The organism is Pelomonas dachongensis (genome assembly GCF_043555865.1).
Classification (GTDB): domain Bacteria; phylum Pseudomonadota; class Gammaproteobacteria; order Burkholderiales; family Burkholderiaceae_C; genus Pelomonas; species Pelomonas dachongensis.
The window spans coordinates 165041-181896 of record NZ_JBIGHY010000009.1; the positions used below are offsets into that span (position 1 = coordinate 165041).

Here is a 16856-nt window from a genome sequence, read left to right on the forward strand (position 1 = left end):
CCTTGCGGCATCACCAGGCCTGGAAGCGCCCGGTGATGTGCAGCAGGTTCATGAACTGCAGCAGGCCGTCGTAGTAGCGCCACTGGCCGGTGGGCGGCGCCAGTGCCCAGAGGTCGTCGACGAAGCGTTTGCCCAGTGACGCATCGACAAGCAGTGCGGCCACGGCATTGCTCGAGATCAGCCCCTTGGAGGGCTCGTCGTTCAGCGGCTTGCCGTCCAGCGTGTAGAGGTGCGGATAGGGCTTGCCGCCGGCGCCCTGCGCGGCAAAGAAGCTCAGCAGCTTGGTGCTGAGCCCCGCAGCGGCCGGGTTCTTGCCCCACCAGGCTTGGTCCACGCTCCAGTTCACAGCCGTGCGGAAGGCGTCGTAGCGGAAGTCTTCATGCCCCTCCAGAACCTTGGGTCGGCCGTCGAAATGCGCGTAGTCGGGCGTCAGGCCGGTCTTGGGATGTGCGGCCTTGGTGAAGTAGGCGCGGCTGATGTCGGCAATCTCGCGCCAGCGCTGGCGGTCCTCGGCGGTGGCGGCGCGGCGGGCCCAGATCTCGTAGAAAGCAGGCAGGTGGTAGGACGGGTCGCTGAAGTCAGCGGCATCGCCTACGGGAACGAAGACGACCTGGCCGTGCTGGGCCGAGAACATGGCGCGCGCGCCTTCCTTGACGCCGCCGTTCATCGTCTCCTTGTGCAGCATGGCGGTCAGGATTTCCTGCGCCTGGGCCTCGTAGTCGTAGACGCCCTTGCCGCTTCCCCAGCGCGACGCGGCCATCAATAGCGCGGTGGCCATGTACTCCTCGCCGTCGGAAGCGGGCACGGCGTTCTTGCCAAAGCCGGCACAGCCCTCGGGCTTGCACTGCCAGCGGAAGTAGCTCTGGCGCGGGCCGGAGCGGTAGCGCATGTGCGTCCAGGTCCAGTTCCACAGCGCGTCGAACTCGACCTTGCGGCCCCTCTGCACGGCAATCATCATCCCGTAGGACATGCCTTCGCTGCGCACGTCGTCGTTGCCCACGTCGAGCACATAGGAGGCTGGGCCGTCGGGTGTCGGCGCGGCGGGGTAGACGATGCGCTGGTCCTGGCCGCCCTCGAACAGCGATTGCCAATAGCCGTCCAGCTTGGCGGTGATGTCGGCCTCGCTGATGTCCGGCCGCAGCTCGCGCAGCAGGTTGCGGTAGTGGCCGGTCTCCGCTGCTGCACCCGGCGCCGCGCCGGGCGACGACTTGGCGGCAGCGGCGGGTACCAGCGACAACTTCTGCAGCAGTGCGTTGTCGTCCAGCCGCCAGACGCGGATGACGTGCCGGCCCGCCGGCAGCGTGACCGCATCGGCGCGCAACACGAAGCCGTTGCCGATGACGGCGTTGTACCAGTCGCGCTTCTCCGGCGTGTCCGCCGCGTTGGGCGTGGGGGTCAGGTTCAACGTCAAGGCCTGCGCGGGCCGGTCGCCAATGGCCACGGCCACGCGGACACCGCCGGTCTTGCGCACGTCCAGCGTGGGCAGCATGTGCAGCTGCAGCGCCCAGGTGCCGGGCTGAGCCAGGTCCACGTCGTACTCCAGGCGCACATTGTCGGCCACCGTCGTGGGCGCGCGGCCCTGCGGCAGCGCGACAACGGCGCCCGCGCCGTGGCCCAGGTTGGGAATGGCTGTCCAGGTCAGGCCCTTGGCGCTGCTGGCGCGGGCGAACTGCGTGGCTTCGATGGCGTGCGCAGCAGCCGCGGCAGCTCGCTGGGCGGCGGTCAGCTGCCGCTGCACCACCGATGCGTCGGCCGTGCCGGCCACACGCTGCACGGCGGGCAGGAGGTCCTTGTCCGGCTGCTGCCAGTTTGTGTAGCCGATGTGGGTCTGCAGCATCATGCCGTTCCACTTTCCGCCCGCGAGGGTGTGGTACTGGTCGCGTATGTCCCGGTCGCGCGCGAAGGCAGCCTCGGCACGGTCGGCAAACACGTTGGCGCGCGGGTCACCGGCCTTGGCGAGCTGGCGGTTCCAGGCCACCGCGTAGTACAGCCGGTAGAGATTGCCCAGCGCAATGACCGGGTGCTCGACCAGCTGGAAGTAGGCATCGAGCTGGTCCGCACGCAGCCCGGACTTGACTTGGGCGACGCGCGCCTCCAGCGCATCCCACTCAGCCACCCGACGGCCGAAGTCGCCGCCGTCCAGCGCATCGGCAGTGGCCTTGCCCAGCGGGAAGGTGGCCGGATCGATCAGCTCAGGCTTGCGCCGCGCCGCGTACTGGCCGTAGCGCGTGACCAGCTCGCCAATCTGGGCCGCGTGAGCCGCGCCGAAGGTGGCTGCCGCCCAGGCCTTCGGGTAGGCCTTCAGCGCGTCGGGCGTCATGGCCTTGGGCGCCCAGGCCATGTCCAGGAAGAAGTGGATGGGGAACTCCACCGGCTTGATGTCACCTACGTTGACGATCCACAGCGCGTCGGCACCATGTTCGCGGGCCAGGTCCATCTGCTGCCAGACCTTCTCGATCTGGTTGGTGTTCAGCCACTTGTAGTTGCGCGGCGCACCGACGTAGTCGAAGTGGTAGTACACGCCGTAGCCGCCCTTGCGCTTGGCGGCGGCAGGGTCCGGCAAGCGGCGGATCTGACCCCAGTTGTCATCGGCAAACAGCAGCAGCACGTCGTCGGGCACCTTCAGGCCCGCGTCGTAGTAGTCCTGCACCTCCTTGTAGAGCGCCCACATCTGCGGCGTCTGCTCGGTTGGCTGCTTGGTCACGTCCGCAATGATCTGGCGCTGGTCCTTGACGATGGTCTCCAGCAGCGTGGTCGCGGTGTGCTCGCTCATGGGCTCGTCGCCGTCGCCGCGCATGCCCACCGTCACCAGCGTGTCGAAGGCGCTGCCGTCCGGGCGGCCCATCATGCGCTGGATGCCGCCGCGCCAGAACTCGCGCAGCTGCGGCGCGTTCTTGGCGTAATCCCACGCACCGCCCTGGTTGCGCTGCCACTCGTCATGAGCACGGCTCATCGGCTCATGGTGCGAGGTGCCCATGACGATGCCCATCTCGTCGGCCAGCACCATGTTCTGCGGGTCGTCGGCCAGGAAGGCGCGCGGCGGCCACATCGCCGGCCACAGATAGTTGGCCTTCAGGCGCAGCAGCAGCTCGAAGACGTGTGCGTACATCTTGGCGTTGGTGCCGCCAAACCGGTTCTGCGCCCAGGTAGTGAGCGCGGGCGCCTCGTCGTTGATGAAGATGCCGCGGTACTTGACGTGCGGCTGGTCGCCACGCCGGCCGGCCGTGATGAACACATTGGCCTGCTTCTCGACCGGCACATCCGCCCAGAAATGCCAGGGGCTGACGCCGATGCGCGCCGACAGGTCGTAAGCGCCGAACACCGCGCCGCGCCGGTCCGAGCCGGCGATGACCAGCGCGCGATCGACACCCGGGAAGGGCTTGTCCACCACCACCTGCCGGAAGGCTTCCCATTCGCCCTTGAAACCTTTCAGGTCGTCCGCCTTCAGCTTGCCGCGCTGGGCCAGGTCGTCCAGCAGCGCGCTGCGTCCCAGCTGGGCGATTAGCACAAGCTCGCGCGGCGCACCGGACGTGCCGCGCAACAGCGGCGCGGCGCGGCCGGACACGCGCTGCAGGTCGGCTGCGAAACTGCGCCCCACGTGCTGCAGCGCGGGGTCGGCGCCGGCCTCCACGAGCACTGCGGCCGGGTGGCCCGCGCGCACCAGGCCGAAGCCTTGGCCGACGTCCCGCACACAGATCGAGGCCGGCTGGTCGCAGGCCACGGCGGCAATCGCGCCCACCGCCAACCCCCATCCCAGGGCGAGCTGCTTGAGGGTGGACAGCAAGGCTCGCCTGCCGGTTTGTGAAGTGAAATTCATGGACTCAAATGGTTGCGCGATCATTTGAAGTCTAGCGACTTGCATTCTTGTAGATTCCCCTGGGAAACCACTAAGTTTTGAATTTGAACGAATTCATATGATAGCGATAACAGATTGAGAATACGCCGCTCAATCCGCGCCGCGGGCGGCGCACTCCACCACTGCATTCCAAGATGACGATCACCGCCGAAGACCTGCGCAGCGCGCGCTGGTTCGCCAAGGACGACTTCCGCTCGTTCGGCCACCGCAGCCGCGTGCTGCAGATGGGCTACGGCCCCGAGGACTTCATCGGCAAACCGGTGATCGCCATCGTCAACACCTGGAGCGATGCCAATCAATGCCACACGCACTTCAAGCAGCGGGTGGAAGACGTCAAGCGCGGCATCCTGCAAATGGGCGGCTGGCCGCTGGAGCTGCCGGCCATCTCTTTGAGCGAGAGCATGGTCAAGCCGACCTCCATGCTCTACCGCAACTTCCTCGCGATGGAGACCGAGGAGCTGCTGCGCAGCCACCCGGTGGACGGCGCCGTGCTGATGGGCGGCTGCGACAAGACCACGCCGGGCCTGCTGATGGGCGCGATCAGCATGGGCCTGCCGCTGATCTACCTGCCCGCCGGCCCGATGCTGCGCGGCAACTGGCGCGGCAACGTGCTGGGTTCCGGCAGCGACGCCTTCAAGTACTGGGACGAACGTCGCGCCGGCCGCCTGAGTGACCAGGCCTGGGCCGAGATGGAAGCCGGCATCGCGCGCAGCCACGGCACCTGCATGACCATGGGCACCGCGGCCACGATGATGGGCATTGCCGAGGCGATGGGTGTCACGCTGCCCGGCGCTTCGAGCATCCCCGCGCCCGACGCCAACCACATCCGCATGTCCGCCGAATGCGGCCGGCGCATCGTGCAGATGGTGTGGGACGACCTGACCCCCGCCAAGCTGTTCAGCCCCGGCAGCTTCCAGAACGCCATCGCCGTCGCGATGGCCATGGGCTGCAGCACCAACGCCATCATTCACCTCGTGGCCATCAGCCGCCGCGCCGGGCTGGCCGTCACGCTCGACGACTTCGACGCGGCCAGCCGCCATGTCGGCGTCATCGCCAACATCCGCCCCAGCGGCGACCGCTACCTGATGGAAGACTTCTTCTACGCCGGCGGCCTGCCGGCGATGATGAACGTCATGCGCGCCAAACTCGATCTCACCGCGCTGACCGTCAACGGCAAGACGGTGGCTGAGAACATCGCCGGTGCCGAGGTCTTCAACGACGACGTGATCCGCCCGCTTGCCAACCCCATCTACGCCGAAGGCGCGCTGGCCGTGCTGCGCGGCAACTTGGCACCCGCCGGCGTCGTCATCAAGCCCAGCGCCGTCGCGCCGCACCTGCTCAGGCACACCGGCCGCGCGCTGGTGTTTGATGACTATCCCAGCCTGAAGGCTGCGGTGGACGACCCCGACCTGGACGTCACCGGCAACGACATTCTCGTGCTGCGCAACGCGGGCCCGAAGGGCGCCGGGATGCCCGAGTGGGGCATGCTGCCCATCCCGACCAAGCTGCTGAAAGCCGGCGTGACCGACATGCTGCGCCTGTCCGACGCGCGCATGAGCGGCACCAGCTACGGCGGCTGCCTGCTGCACTGCAGCCCCGAAGCCTTCGTCGGCGGGCCGCTGGCGCTGGTGAAGACCGGCGACCGCATCACCGTCGACGTGCCGGCCCGCACCATCCACCTCGAAGTCAGCGACGAGGAACTCGCCGAACGCCGCGCCGCCTGGACGCCGCCGCCGCCCCGCTACGAGCGCGGCTACGGCTGGATGTTCGGCCGCCACATCCTGCAGGCCCACGAGGGCTGTGACTTCGACTTCCTCGAAACCCAGTTCGGCGCGCCTGTGCCCGAGCCCGTGATTTATTGACATGAACCCCGATACCCGCAAGAAGCTCATGGGCGTCAGCACCGCGACGCTGTGCACCGCCCTGTTCAAGCGCGGCCTGAAGCACCAGTTCATCCAGGGAGTGCTGCCGCTGAACCCCGGCCTGCCCAACATGGTGGGTCCGGCCTACACGCTGCGCTACATGCCGGCGCGCGAGGACCTGAACGGCATCGAGGTGTTCAAGGACCGAGCCCACCCGCAGCGCGTCGCCGTCGAGCAATGCCCGGCCGGCGCCGTGCTCGTCATCGACAGCCGCAAGGATGCGCGCGCCGCGTCGGCCGGCGGCATCCTTGTCGCGCGGCTGATGGTGCGCGGCGTGGCCGGCGTCGTCACCGACGGCGGCTTTCGCGACAGCCCGGACATCGCCAAGTACACGATGCCGGCCTATCACTCGCGCCCCAGCGCCCCCACCAACCTGACGCTGCACCAGGCCATCGCCCTCAACGAGCCCATCGGCTGCGGCGACGCACCGGTGTTCCCCGGCGACATCGTCGTCGGCGATGCCGAGGGCGTCATCGTCATCCCGGCTCACATCGCCGACGAGATTGCCCACGAGGCGGTCGAGATGACCGTGTTCGAGGACTTCGTGCAGGAGACGGTGATGGCCGGGCGCAGCGTGCTGGGCCTGTACCCGCCCACCGACTCAGATGTGGCCGACCTGTTCGCCACCTGGCGCCAAGCTCGGGGCCGCTGAATGCTGATGAAAGCCGAGAACCACAACGGGCAAGCCCAGCTCAAGCGCGGCAACCGCATGGCGATCGTGCGCCAGCTGCGCGTGCATCCGGGGCAGTCGCGCGTGGAACTGGCGAATGCGCTCGGCCTGACAAAGTCCACCGTCAGTGCCCTCGTGCGCGAGCTCATCGACGAAGGCTGGCTGCTGGAGCGCGACGTGCTCGTCACGGGGGATCTCGGCCGCCGGCCCACACCGCTGTTCGTCGACCCGACCCGGCTGCTGCTGCTCGGCACACAGGTCGGCATCGGTGTCGTGCGCGTGGTGCTGACCTCGCTGACAGGCGAGATCCTGCAGGCCCGAAGCGCCAGCTACGACACCGAGCTGGACGTCGAGGCCTGCATTGGCGAGCTGACCCGCACGATGCTGACGGTGGCTGCGCGGCGCGATGCGGCGCAACAGATCATCGGTATCGGCGTGGGCCTGCCCGGTGGCGTGGACCAGGCCCGCGACCAACTCGTCTTTGCGCCCCACGTGCACTGGCACCAGGTGCCGTTCGGCGCGTTGCTGCGCGAGGCGCTGCGAGCGACGCCGCTGGCCGGCGTGCCCGTCTTCATGCAGAACGACGCCGACGTGGCCGCGCTGGGCGAGACCGAGTTCAACGCCTCGCCCGACGCCGATCCGCTGCTGCTGGTCCTGGTCGGCGAGGGCGTGGGCGCGGGTCTGGTCGTGGGCGGCCGGTTGCTGACCGGCGCGCGCGGCCTGGCCGGTGAAGTGGGTCACATGGTGCTACAGATCGACGGCCCGCGCTGCTCCTGCGGCCGCCGTGGCTGCGCGGAGGCGCTGATCGGCAACCGGGCGCTCATGCGGCAGGACGGCAGCGTGTCGCCCCAGCCCGACCTGGCCCGGGCCGGGCAGTACCTCGGCGTGCTGCTGCAGAACCTGGCCGTCGCCTACGACCCGGCCTGCATCGTGCTGGGCGGCCCGGCCGTTGAACTGGGCGACGCGCTGCTGACCCCGGTGCGCGCGACGCTGCAACAGTACGCCCAGGCTGCGCGCCTGCCCGAGCCGACGCTGCGCGTGGCGCGCTTCGGCGCTGACGCCATCGCCGTGGGCGCCGCCGCACTGGCGGGTTATCGAATCACGCAGCCCACGGCGGGCTGACGCGCCCGACGCGAACTACGCAGCGTCGAGAACTTCGCGCACCCGCGCCGCCAGCTCGTCCAGCGTGAACGGTTTGCCGATCAGGTTCACGCCGTGGTCCAGCACCCCGTTGTGCACGACCGCGTTGCGCGTGTAGCCGGTCGTGAACAGCACCTTCAGGTCGGGCCGGCGGCGGCGCGCCTCGTCAGCCAGCTTGCGGCCGTTCATGCCAGGCATCACGACGTCCGTGAACATCAGGTCGATGTCGGGGTGGGCGTCGATCAGCTTCAACGCGCCCTCGGCACCGTCAGTTTCCAGCACGCGGTAGCCCAGTTCCTCCAGCGCCTCGACGGACATCAGGCGCACCGCCTGTTCATCCTCGACAACGAGGATCAGCTCCCGGCCGTCGCCGTGCAGCGCGTTCGCAACCGTCTCAGCCTCGACCTCGTCGGGCGCTGCCCCCGGGCGGCGCGGCATGTAGAGCTTGACCGTCGTGCCCTGGCCGGGCTCGGAGTAGATGCGCACATGGCCGCCCGACTGCTTGACGAAGCCGTACACCTGGCTCAACCCCAGGCCCGTTCCGCGGCCGACTTCCTTGGTCGTGAAGAAGGGATCGAAGGCCTTGGCCACGACCTCGGGCGACATGCCGCTGCCGGTGTCGGTCACGGCGATCATCACGTACTGGCCCGGCTGCAGGCCGACCTGGTCCGCCGCATAGCGCTCGTCCAGGTGGCAGTTGGCCGTCTCGATGGTCAGGCGGCCGGCGCCGTCCGTCTCGTCCATCGCATCGCGGCCGTTCACCGCCAGGTTCAGGATGGCATTTTCCAGCTGGTTGGGGTCGGCATGGGCCCGCCACAGGCCGCCCGCCAGCACGGTCTCCAGCTGCAGGCCGGCACCCAGCGAGTGGCGCAGCAGGTCGGACATACCGGCCACCAGACGGTTCACGTCCAGCGTCTCAGGCTTCAACGGCTGCTGGCGCGAGAACGCGAGCAGACGCTGCGTCAGCTGCGCCGCGCGCCGGGCGCCGTTGCGGGCGGCGTCCACGTAGCGCATGGCTCGCGTGTCGTTGGACAGGAACTTGCGGTCCAGCAGGTCCAGCGAGCTGATGACCACGGCCAGCATGTTGTTGAAGTCGTGCGCGATGCCACCGGTCAGCTGGCCCACGGCCTCCATCTTCTGCGACTGCCGCAACGCATCCTCGGCCTTCAGCCGCTCGGCCACCTCGGCCTGCACGCGCCGCTCCAGCGTGTCGTTCAGCTCGCGCAGCGCCATCTCGGCGCGGTGGCGGGCCGTCACGTCCTGGAACAGCACGGCCACCTGGCGGCGCTCCGCCGGCTCGATGCGGAAGGCCGCCAGCTCCAGGTAGCGCCCCGTCGCCACCAGCTCCCGCTCGAAGCGGATGGGCTCACCGGTCAGCAGCACTTCCCGGTAGGTCTCCACCCACGCGCCGGCCTCGTCCGGCACCATCTCGCGCACCTTCTGCCCCACCACGTTGGCGATGCCCGCATTGGCCAGGTAGGCCGGGTTTGCGGACACGTGGACGTAGTCGCTCATCGGGCCGTGCGGACCGTCCAGGAACTCGATGACGCAGAAGCCCTCGTCGATGCGCTCGAACAGCGCCTGGTACTGCTGCTCGCTGTCGCGCAACGCAGCCTCGGCGGCCTTGCGTGAGGACTGGTCGAGCATCGCGCCGATCATGCGCACCGGCCGGCCGTCGGCCTCGCGCAGCACCGAGCCGCGGTCGAACACATCGGCGTAGCTGCCATCGGCGCGCCGGAAGCGGTACTCACCCGTCCATGCCGTGCCGTTGCCGTCGATGACGGCGTGGATGTCGGCCTCGACGCGCGCCCGGTCGTCGGGGTGGATGTGATCCAGCCACCACGCGGCGCTGCTGTGATCGAGGGCGTGACCGAACAAGGTGCGCAGAGACTGGTTCCAGACCACGTGGCCATCGGCCAGTCGCCAGTCCCAGATCGCGTCGTTCGTCGCGAGCATCGCGAGGCGGTATCGCTCGGCGCTCAAGTCTCCGTGGAGATCAGGGTTCTGCATCGTCGGCGAGGTGAGCGGCACATCCAGCGGTGGATGCCGCGCGGCAGTATCACACGCGCGTCAAGACTCTCGATCCGTGGGCTTTCTCAGTCGGGCGATGCCGCTGCGGGCCAGGTCCACCGAGCGCCTGGCGACATCCTGCACCTGGCTGGTCGCCACCGGCACCTTGTCCTGCGTCCATGCAGCCGCCTTCTGCACGGACTGCTGCACCTGCTCGGCCGCCGTGCCGGCTGCGGCCTGCAGCGCTTCGGGCGACGGCAGGCGCTCCCGCGTCCAGTCGGCCGCCTGCCGCGCCGTCGTGCCCAATTGTTCGGCTCCCGACTTGGCGCCGTGCCAGGCCTTGCCCGCCGCCGCGCCCAGCTCGTCCGGCGCCGGCAGCCGCTCGCGCGTCCAGTCGGCCGCTTCCTTGGCCGACGCACTCAGCTGCTCCGCGGCCTTGCCCGTGCCCGACTTCGCACTGAGCCACGCCTTGGCGAGCGGCCCTTCCGGCTCCTGCTCCAGCAGCTCGACGCTGACGGCCAACTCGGCCTCTTCCGCCTCGGACAGCGGACCACCGGCCTCCAGCAGGCGGCGCAAGAACTCGCCCAGGTCAGCGGCGATGGCGCGATGGTTGCAGTCCGGGTTGGCGTGCAGGAAGGCCGACAGCTCGGCCGCCATCTCCTCGACCCCGCCCTGCCGGACGCGTGGCTCGATCTGCGCCAGGGCCCGGGCGACAAAGTCGGCGTCCAGGCCCCACTCATCCACCAGGTGGGCCACCAGCGCCGCCCGCTCGGCGGGCTCAATCGCGCCGTCCACAGCCGCGAGCCGCAGCGCCAGCGGCGCGATGAGGTCGAACAGCGCCAGGCCCAGCGTGTCCAGCGGTGTGTTCAGGAACTTCGGGATCTCGATGACGCGCGAGCCCTTGGTGTCGCCCAGCCAGCGGTACAGGCCATAGCAGGCGCCGCCCGAGGCCAGCGCCGCGACCGCCACCCAGCCCACCGGCGTCGCCGCTGCGCCCAGCCCCATCGCAGCGGCCTTGGCCAGCGCCGCCCCGCCGCCCGCCGCCCCCAGCACGTCCCAGATCTCGCGCGTGCGGTTGATCATGCGCAGCGAGGCGTAGGCGTTCTCCCCGATGGCCAGCTTGGCCTTGAAGCGCAGCGGCTCGGCGACCACGCGGGTCACGCCCTCGAAGACGACGACGGATCGGCTGGCTGTCACTGCAGGTACTCCGGGCTGTGGCGATGGGCGCAAGCATAAAACCCCGCTCCACAGGCCCATGAACCTTTTCCCCGATTCGCCGACTACCGCAGGCATCCAGGAGAAATCATGCACTCACGACTTGCCTCGACCCTGCTCGGACTGCTGCTGGCATGCGCCGCCGCAGCGGCCCCACCGCCGCCCCTGACCGAGCTGCGCGAGGAGCCCCTGGTGGCCCGCGACGGCAGCGTCTTGCAGCTGACTCGGGCGCGCGTGCGGGTGCCGGAGTCACACGCGCTGCCAGACGGCCGCCAGATCGAGCTGGCCGTGGTGCGCATCCGCCGCGGGGACGCGCCGACGGGCAGTCCGCAAGTGCTGCTGGCGGGCGGCCCGGGCGACTCGGGCGTGCGGGTCGCGTTGGAGCTGGCAAGGCAGGGCGGCGCCGCGCTGGCCGAGGTGTTCGACGGCGACCTGATCGGCATCGACCAGCGCGGCACCGGCGGCTCGTTGCCCAACCTGCGCACGGCCGTGCGCTACGCATTCCCGCTCGACCAGCCGGGGTCGGCGCCCAGTTGGCTGCGTCGCGCCGAGCAGGCCAGCCGTGCCGTGGCCGCAGAAATGCGCGCACGCGGCATCGACCTGCAGGCCTACAACACCGAGGAGAGCGCCGACGACATCGACGCCGTGCGGCAGGCGCTGGCCGTGACGCGCTGGACGTTGTGGGGCCGCAGCTATGGCAGCCATCTCGCGCTGGCGACGGCGCGCCGCCACCCGGACGGCATCGAGCGCCTGGTGCTGGTCAGCCCGGAGGGGCCGGACCACACCTGGAAGCTGCCATCGCAGACGGACGCGGTGCTGCAGCGCATCGCCGAGCGCGCCGGTGCGCCCGACATGGTGGCGCAGTTGCGCGAGGCCACCGCACGACTCACCCGCGCACCGGTGCGGCTGGAGGTGCCGGACCCGGCGACCGGGCTCAGCACGGTCCTGGTGTTGGGCGCGCTGGACCTGCAATGGACGATCGCGCAGGTCATCGGCGATCCGCGAGCGCTGGCCACGCTGCCAGCGGCGGCGCGGGAAATGATCACCGGCGACTTCCGGCGCATTGCTCCGCTGGCGCTGCAGCTGCGCCGCCAGGCCGGCGTGGGTTCGGCTATGAAAGCCATGATGGACCTCGCCTCACACGCCAGCGCCGACCGCCTGGCACGCATCGACCGCGAGGCGCCCGGCGCCGTGCTGGGCGACACGATGAACTGGCCCAGCCGCCACCTGCATGCCGCCTGGCAGGCCCGGCCGCTGCCGGACGTGTTCCGCCAGCCGGTCGGCGTCGCCGTGCCCACGCTGCTGCTGGCGGGTGACCTGGATGCGCGCACGCCGGTGGAAAACGCTCGCGAGATCGCGGCGGCGCTGCCGGATGCGCGGGTGTTGGTCGTGGAAAACGCGGCCCACCAGTTCGACCTGTTCGGCCAGCCGCCGCTGCGACGCCTGCTGGCGCGCTTCCTGCGCGGCGACGGCGACCTGCCCAAGCGCGTCACACTGCCGCCACTGCGCTTCGCGGGCCTGGCCCCGGCACGACCATGAGCCCCGCCGACCCGCCCACCCACGATCCACTGACCGATGAATGGCTGGCAGTGCGCTGCCAGCTGGGCGAGCGCGAGGCCTTCGACGAACTGGTTGCGCGCTGGCAGCTGCCGCTGTGGCGCTACGCGCGACAGCTGGCAGGCAGCGACTCTGCCGCAGACGACGCGACGCAGGACGTCTGGCTGCGCGTGCTGCGCGGCATCGCCCGACTGCGCGAGGGCGCCAAGCTCAGGCCCTGGCTGTTCGGCATCGCGCACCGCGTGCTGATGAACCGTCTGCGCGAGCAGTACCGGACGCCGCTGGTGCCAGAGGGCGACGCTGATCTGGAAGCCCTGCCTGCCGACGACGACACGCTGCAGCTGGAGACCGACCTCGCCGCGCTGCGCGACGGCCTGGCCCGACTGCCCGCGCTGGAGTGCGAGGTGCTGACGCTGTTCTACCTGCAGCAGCTGTCGCTGGACGAGGTGTCTCAGGTGCTGGTCGTGCCGGTCGGCACCGTGAAGTCGCGCCTGCACCGCGCCCGCCGCCTGCTCAGGCTTCAACTGGGCGTTCAAGGAGAACGATGATGGACACAACCGCTGTTTCCGCGCTGCTCGACCGACAGTTGTCGACCCGCTCGCGCGTGGGCCATGGGCTGTTGCTGCTGGCAGCTGCCACGATGGCGACGATCACGGGCAGCCTTTGGGTCACCGAGCCGGCACTGCCCACGCGGACCGCGGTGGCCTTCGCCGTGTTGACGGGCATGGGCCTGTGCTGGGTGGCCTATGCCGCCTGGGTGCTGACTTCCCGACGTGTGCTGCTGGGCCGGCAGCGCGTGGTGGCCGCGCGCATGGGGGCGCTGTTCAGTGCGGTGGCGCTGGCCGGCGCGCTGGCGGTGGGCGGGCTCAGCGGCACGCCGGCGGCCTGGCCGGCGGCGCTGGTGTTTGCCGCAATGCTGGTGCTGGCCGTCGCGCTGGCGGTGCGCTCCCAACGCGACTACGAGCGGCTGTGCCGGCGGCGCGCGGAGCTGGCGCGCCTCAGGTCACCGGCGCCGGGTTGAACAGCACCAGCGCGTTGTGCAGCTTCCAGTGCTCGGCCCAGGTCTTCTTGCGGCCACTCGCCACGTCGAGCAGCAGGCGGAACATTTCCCAACCGGTATCCTCGATACTGGCCTCACCATCGGCGATGCGGCCGGCGTTGATGTCCATCAGGTCGTGCCAGCGGCGGGCCAGGTCAGTCCGCGTGGCGACCTTGACGACCGGGCATTCGGCCAGGCCATAGGGCGTGCCGCGGCCGGTGGTGAAGATGTGCAGGTTCATGCCAGCTGCCAGTTGCAGCGTGCCGCAGATGAAGTCGCTGGCCGGCGTGGCGGCGTAGACGAGGCCGCGCTGGTCCTGGCGCAGCTTCTCGCCCGGGGACAGCACATGCGAGATGGCCGAGCTGCCGCTCTTGATGATGGAGCCCATCGCCTTCTCGGCGATGTTGCTCAGGCCGCCGGCCTTGTTGCCGGGTGTTGTGTTGGCCGAGCGGTCGGCGCGGCCGCGGTCGAGGTAGCGGTCGTACCACCCCAGCTCGCGAATGATGGCGTCGGCGACCTCGGGCGTGGCGGCGCGGCTGGTGAGCTGCTCGACGGCGTCGCGCACCTCGGTGTTCTCGCTGAACATGATGGTGGCGCCGGCGCGCACCAGCAGGTCGGCGCAAAAACCCACGGCCGGGTTGGCCGTCACGCCGGAGAACGCGTCGCTGCCGCCGCACTGCACGCCGACCACCAGTTCGCTGGCCGGCACGGTCTCGCGCTTGCGGGCGTTCAGGCGCGCCAGGTGCGGCCTGGCGCTGTTGACGATGTCGTCCAGCATGGACATGAAGCCCACGTGCGCGTCGTCCTGCAGGCAGATGGTCTCGGGGCCGACCGCGGGGTCGCGTTCGTCCACGATGGTGAATGAGCCCGGCGGCAGCAGCCGCGCCGGCTGCAGCTTCTCGCAGCCCAGGCTCACCACCATCACCTCGCCACCGAAGTTGGGGTTCAGCGAGATGTTCTTCAGCGTGCGGATGGGAATGATGGCGTCCGGCGCGTCGATGGCCACGCCGCAGCCATAGCTGTGCTCCAGGCCGATGACGTCGTCTACGTTCGGGTACAGCGGCAGCAGCTCGGCCTTGATGCGCGCCACCGCCTGGGCGACGACGCCGGCCACGCATTGCACGGTGGTCGTGATGGCCAGGATGTTGCGCGTGCCGACCGAGCCGTCCTTGTTGCGGTAGCCCTCGAAGGTAAAGCCCGTCAGCAGCTCATGCACCGGCGGTTTGACGGTGGCGATGGGCAGGCCTTCCAGCGCGCGCGCGGAAGGCATCTGCAGCAGGCGCTCGTGCACCCAACTGCCGGCCGGGATGGCTTTCAGCGCATAGCCGATGGGCACTGCGTAGCGCAGCACGACGCCGCCCTCGGGAATGTCCACCAGCGCGACCTTGTGTCCCTGCGGCACCTTGTCCGTCAGCGCCAGCCCGGCGCCGGGCACGCCTTCGGGCAGCACGGTGCCGGCCAGCAACCCCCCGTCGTTGGCCACGATGGCGACGTTGTCCTCCACCCGCATTCGGATGGTCAGGGGCGGGCGTTGACTGGCGACTTCAGGCATGGCGGAACGGCAATCTGTTGCTACAGTGAATCAAGTCGTTGTACGTTGTCTAGTTGTCATACAACTCATGTCACTTTAGACGCCGACGCCTTCAAAAAACCACGGGTTAACCCTTGAATCAGCTCGTCCCCCGCCGCCGCCCCCGCACGCTCGCCCTGGAAGTCGTCGAACGCTTCGGCGAGCTGATCCGGTCCGGTCAGCTGCGGGCCGGCGCGAAGCTGCCGACCGAGGCGGCCATCATGGGCGAGTTCGATGTCAGCCGCACCGTGGTGCGCGAGGCCATTTCCAAGCTGCAGGCGGCCGGGCTGGTGGAGACGCGGCACGGCATCGGCACCTTCGTGCTGAGGCCGGGCGACGGGCCGTCGTTCAAGATCACGCCGGAGCAGTTCAGCACGCTGCAGGACGTCATCGCGGTGCTGGAACTGCGCATCGGCCTGGAGACCGAGGCCGCTGGGCTGGCAGCGCAGCGGCGCACCGCCGCCAACCTCGTGGCCCTGCGGCGCGCGCTCGATGCGGTCATCGGCGCCGTCGAGGCCGGGCAGGACTCGGTAGCGGCAGACTTCCAGTTCCACCTGGAAGTGGCGCGCGCGACGCAGAACAGCCACTTCATCGACCTGATGGCCACGCTGGGCAGCCAGATCATTCCGCGCGCCCGGCTGGAGCCCACAGCGGACATGAATGCCGAGCGCCTGGAGTACATGCGCCGCGTGAACACCGAGCACGAGAACATCCTGGACGCCATCGCCAGCCAGGACGCCGAGTCGGCCCGCGCCGCCATGCGCACGCATCTCAGCAACAGCCGCGAACGCCGCCGCCGCGCGGTCTGACTGGGCCCCGTAAAGATGGGCAGACCACGGGTTTCCACCGAGACTCTCGGATTTGACCGAAGTTGTACGATGACCTACAACCTCATCGTCGACGCGCTGTCGACGCTCCCCCGACCTCACCGGAGACCCGCCATGTCACCCCAAGAACTCAAAGCCGTCCTCGAAGCCGGCCTGCTGTCCTTCCCGCTGACCGACTTCGACGCGCAGCTGAACTTCGCGCCCAAGGCCTACGCGGACCGACTGGAGTGGCTGCAGCCCTATGGCGCGTCGGCGCTGTTCGCGGCCGGGGGCACGGGTGAGTTCTTCTCGCTGGAACCGGGCGAGTACACCGAGATCATCCAGGTCGCGCTGGACACCTGCCGCGGCCGCACGCCCATCCTGGCCGGCGCCGGCGGCGGCACGCGCGTCGCCATCCAGTACGCGCAGGAGGCTGAGCGCCTGGGCGCGCAAGGCGTGTTGCTGCTGCCGCACTACCTGACCGAAGCGAGCCAGGAAGGCCTGATCAACCACGTCGAGGCTGTCTGCAAGAGCGTCCAGTTCGGCGTCGTCGTCTACAACCGCGGCGCCTGCAAGCTGACGCCGCAATCGCTGCAGATCCTGGCCGACCGCTGCCCCAACCTGATCGGCTTCAAGGACGGCCTGGGCGACATCGAGAAGTTCGTTTCCATCCGCCAGACGCTGGGCAACCGCTTCGCCTACCTGGGCGGCCTGCCCACGGCTGAAGTCTTCGCTGGTGCCTACAAGGCGATGGGCTGCCCGGTCTACTCGTCCGCCGTCTTCAACTTCATCCCCAAGACGGCGATGGAGTTCTACAACGCGCACGCGTCCGGCGACACGGCCACCTGCGACCGCCTGATCCGCGACTTCTTCATCCCCTACCTGGCCATTCGCAACAAGGGAGAGGGCTATGCCGTGTCCATCGTGAAGGCCGGCGCCACGCTGATCGGCCACAGCGCCGGCCCGGTGCGCCCCCCGCTGAGCGACCTGCTGCCCGCCGAGGTCGAACAGCTCCGCGCGCTGATGGCCAAGCTCGGCCCGCAATAAGTTCTCACCGTTCCATCGACAACG

At 69.5% G+C, this 16856-nt stretch carries 12 protein-coding genes; 8 read left to right on the top strand and 4 right to left on the bottom strand.

Going from position 1 to position 16856, the window contains the following annotated elements:
- Positions 1–10: 10 nt before the first annotated feature.
- Positions 11–3784: a glycosyl hydrolase family 8 gene (locus ACG02S_RS21615; protein ID WP_394472559.1), complete on the bottom strand. Its 3774-nt coding sequence runs from the start codon at positions 3782–3784 to the stop codon at positions 11–13.
- A 206-nt stretch (positions 3785–3990) separates the two neighbouring features.
- On the opposite strand from ACG02S_RS21615, the gene araD reads away from it, so the two are divergent.
- The 3 genes from araD to ACG02S_RS21630 are packed head-to-tail and all read left to right on the top strand — an operon-like array spanning position 3991 to position 7570.
- The gene (araD, locus tag ACG02S_RS21620) at positions 3991–5718 is read left to right on the top strand and encodes an L-arabinonate dehydratase (protein ID WP_394472560.1); all 1728 of its coding nucleotides are present in this window, start codon (positions 3991–3993) and stop codon (positions 5716–5718) included.
- A gap of 1 nt (position 5719) precedes the next feature.
- Positions 5720–6430 carry a ribonuclease activity regulator RraA gene (locus tag ACG02S_RS21625; protein ID WP_394472561.1) on the top strand — a complete coding sequence of 237 codons (711 nt, stop codon included), beginning with the start codon at positions 5720–5722 and terminating at the stop codon, positions 6428–6430.
- On the top strand, positions 6431–7570 hold the full coding sequence (locus tag ACG02S_RS21630; protein WP_394472562.1) for an ROK family transcriptional regulator: 1140 nt from the start codon (positions 6431–6433) through the stop codon (positions 7568–7570).
- A gap of 15 nt (positions 7571–7585) precedes the next feature.
- Here the strand turns inward: ACG02S_RS21630 and ACG02S_RS21635 are convergent, their stop codons facing one another.
- Positions 7586–9571 carry a PAS domain-containing protein gene (locus tag ACG02S_RS21635; protein ID WP_394472563.1) on the bottom strand — a complete coding sequence of 662 codons (1986 nt, stop codon included), beginning with the start codon at positions 9569–9571 and terminating at the stop codon, positions 7586–7588.
- 87 nt (positions 9572–9658) lie between these two features.
- Entirely contained in the window at positions 9659–10795 is a 1137-nt protein-coding gene (locus tag ACG02S_RS21640) for a tellurite resistance TerB family protein (RefSeq protein WP_394472564.1), read from the bottom strand.
- 108 nt (positions 10796–10903) lie between these two features.
- Between ACG02S_RS21640 and ACG02S_RS21645 the strand changes: the two genes are divergently transcribed.
- Genes ACG02S_RS21645 through ACG02S_RS21655 form a run of 3 tightly spaced genes read left to right on the top strand, consistent with a single transcriptional unit; the run spans position 10904 to position 13391 of the window.
- The gene (locus ACG02S_RS21645) at positions 10904–12352 is read left to right on the top strand and encodes an alpha/beta fold hydrolase (protein WP_394472565.1); all 1449 of its coding nucleotides are present in this window, start codon (positions 10904–10906) and stop codon (positions 12350–12352) included.
- Positions 12349–12918, top strand: a complete 570-nt coding sequence (locus ACG02S_RS21650) for an RNA polymerase sigma factor (protein WP_394472566.1) — start codon at positions 12349–12351, stop codon at positions 12916–12918. The genes ACG02S_RS21645 and ACG02S_RS21650 overlap by 4 nt, the downstream gene beginning before the upstream one ends.
- Positions 12918–13391: a hypothetical protein gene (locus ACG02S_RS21655; RefSeq protein ID WP_394472567.1), complete on the top strand. Its 474-nt coding sequence runs from the start codon at positions 12918–12920 to the stop codon at positions 13389–13391. The genes ACG02S_RS21650 and ACG02S_RS21655 overlap by 1 nt, the downstream gene beginning before the upstream one ends.
- Here the strand turns inward: ACG02S_RS21655 and garD are convergent.
- Complete coding sequence (gene garD / locus ACG02S_RS21660) at positions 13369–14961, bottom strand: galactarate dehydratase (RefSeq protein WP_394472568.1); 1593 nt, start codon at positions 14959–14961, stop codon at positions 13369–13371. The genes ACG02S_RS21655 and garD overlap by 23 nt on opposite strands.
- 113 nt (positions 14962–15074) lie before the next feature.
- Between garD and ACG02S_RS21665 the strand changes: the two genes are divergently transcribed.
- Together ACG02S_RS21665 and kdgD are read left to right on the top strand one after the other, a co-directional pair.
- Positions 15075–15788 carry a FadR/GntR family transcriptional regulator gene (locus ACG02S_RS21665; protein ID WP_394472569.1) on the top strand — a complete coding sequence of 238 codons (714 nt, stop codon included), beginning with the start codon at positions 15075–15077 and terminating at the stop codon, positions 15786–15788.
- A 132-nt stretch (positions 15789–15920) separates the two neighbouring features.
- Positions 15921–16832 carry a 5-dehydro-4-deoxyglucarate dehydratase gene (gene kdgD / locus ACG02S_RS21670; protein WP_394472570.1) on the top strand — a complete coding sequence of 304 codons (912 nt, stop codon included), beginning with the start codon at positions 15921–15923 and terminating at the stop codon, positions 16830–16832.
- Positions 16833–16856: the final 24 nt, after the last annotated feature.

What these genes read in the sequence shown, in the direction of transcription:
- ACG02S_RS21655 (WP_394472567.1), top strand. Translation starts at nt 12,918, where the DNA reads ATGGACACAACCGCTGTTTCCGCGCTGCTCGACCGACAGTTGTCGACC.
- ACG02S_RS21630 (WP_394472562.1), top strand. Translation starts at nt 6,431, where the DNA reads ATGCTGATGAAAGCCGAGAACCACAACGGGCAAGCCCAGCTCAAGCGC.
- ACG02S_RS21645 (WP_394472565.1), top strand. Translation starts at nt 10,904, where the DNA reads ATGCACTCACGACTTGCCTCGACCCTGCTCGGACTGCTGCTGGCATGC.
- ACG02S_RS21650 (WP_394472566.1), top strand. Translation starts at nt 12,349, where the DNA reads ATGAGCCCCGCCGACCCGCCCACCCACGATCCACTGACCGATGAATGG.
- garD (WP_394472568.1), bottom strand. Translation starts at nt 14,961, where the DNA reads ATGCCTGAAGTCGCCAGTCAACGCCCGCCCCTGACCATCCGAATGCGG.
- ACG02S_RS21625 (WP_394472561.1), top strand. Translation starts at nt 5,720, where the DNA reads ATGAACCCCGATACCCGCAAGAAGCTCATGGGCGTCAGCACCGCGACG.
- kdgD (WP_394472570.1), top strand. Translation starts at nt 15,921, where the DNA reads ATGTCACCCCAAGAACTCAAAGCCGTCCTCGAAGCCGGCCTGCTGTCC.
- araD (WP_394472560.1), top strand. Translation starts at nt 3,991, where the DNA reads ATGACGATCACCGCCGAAGACCTGCGCAGCGCGCGCTGGTTCGCCAAG.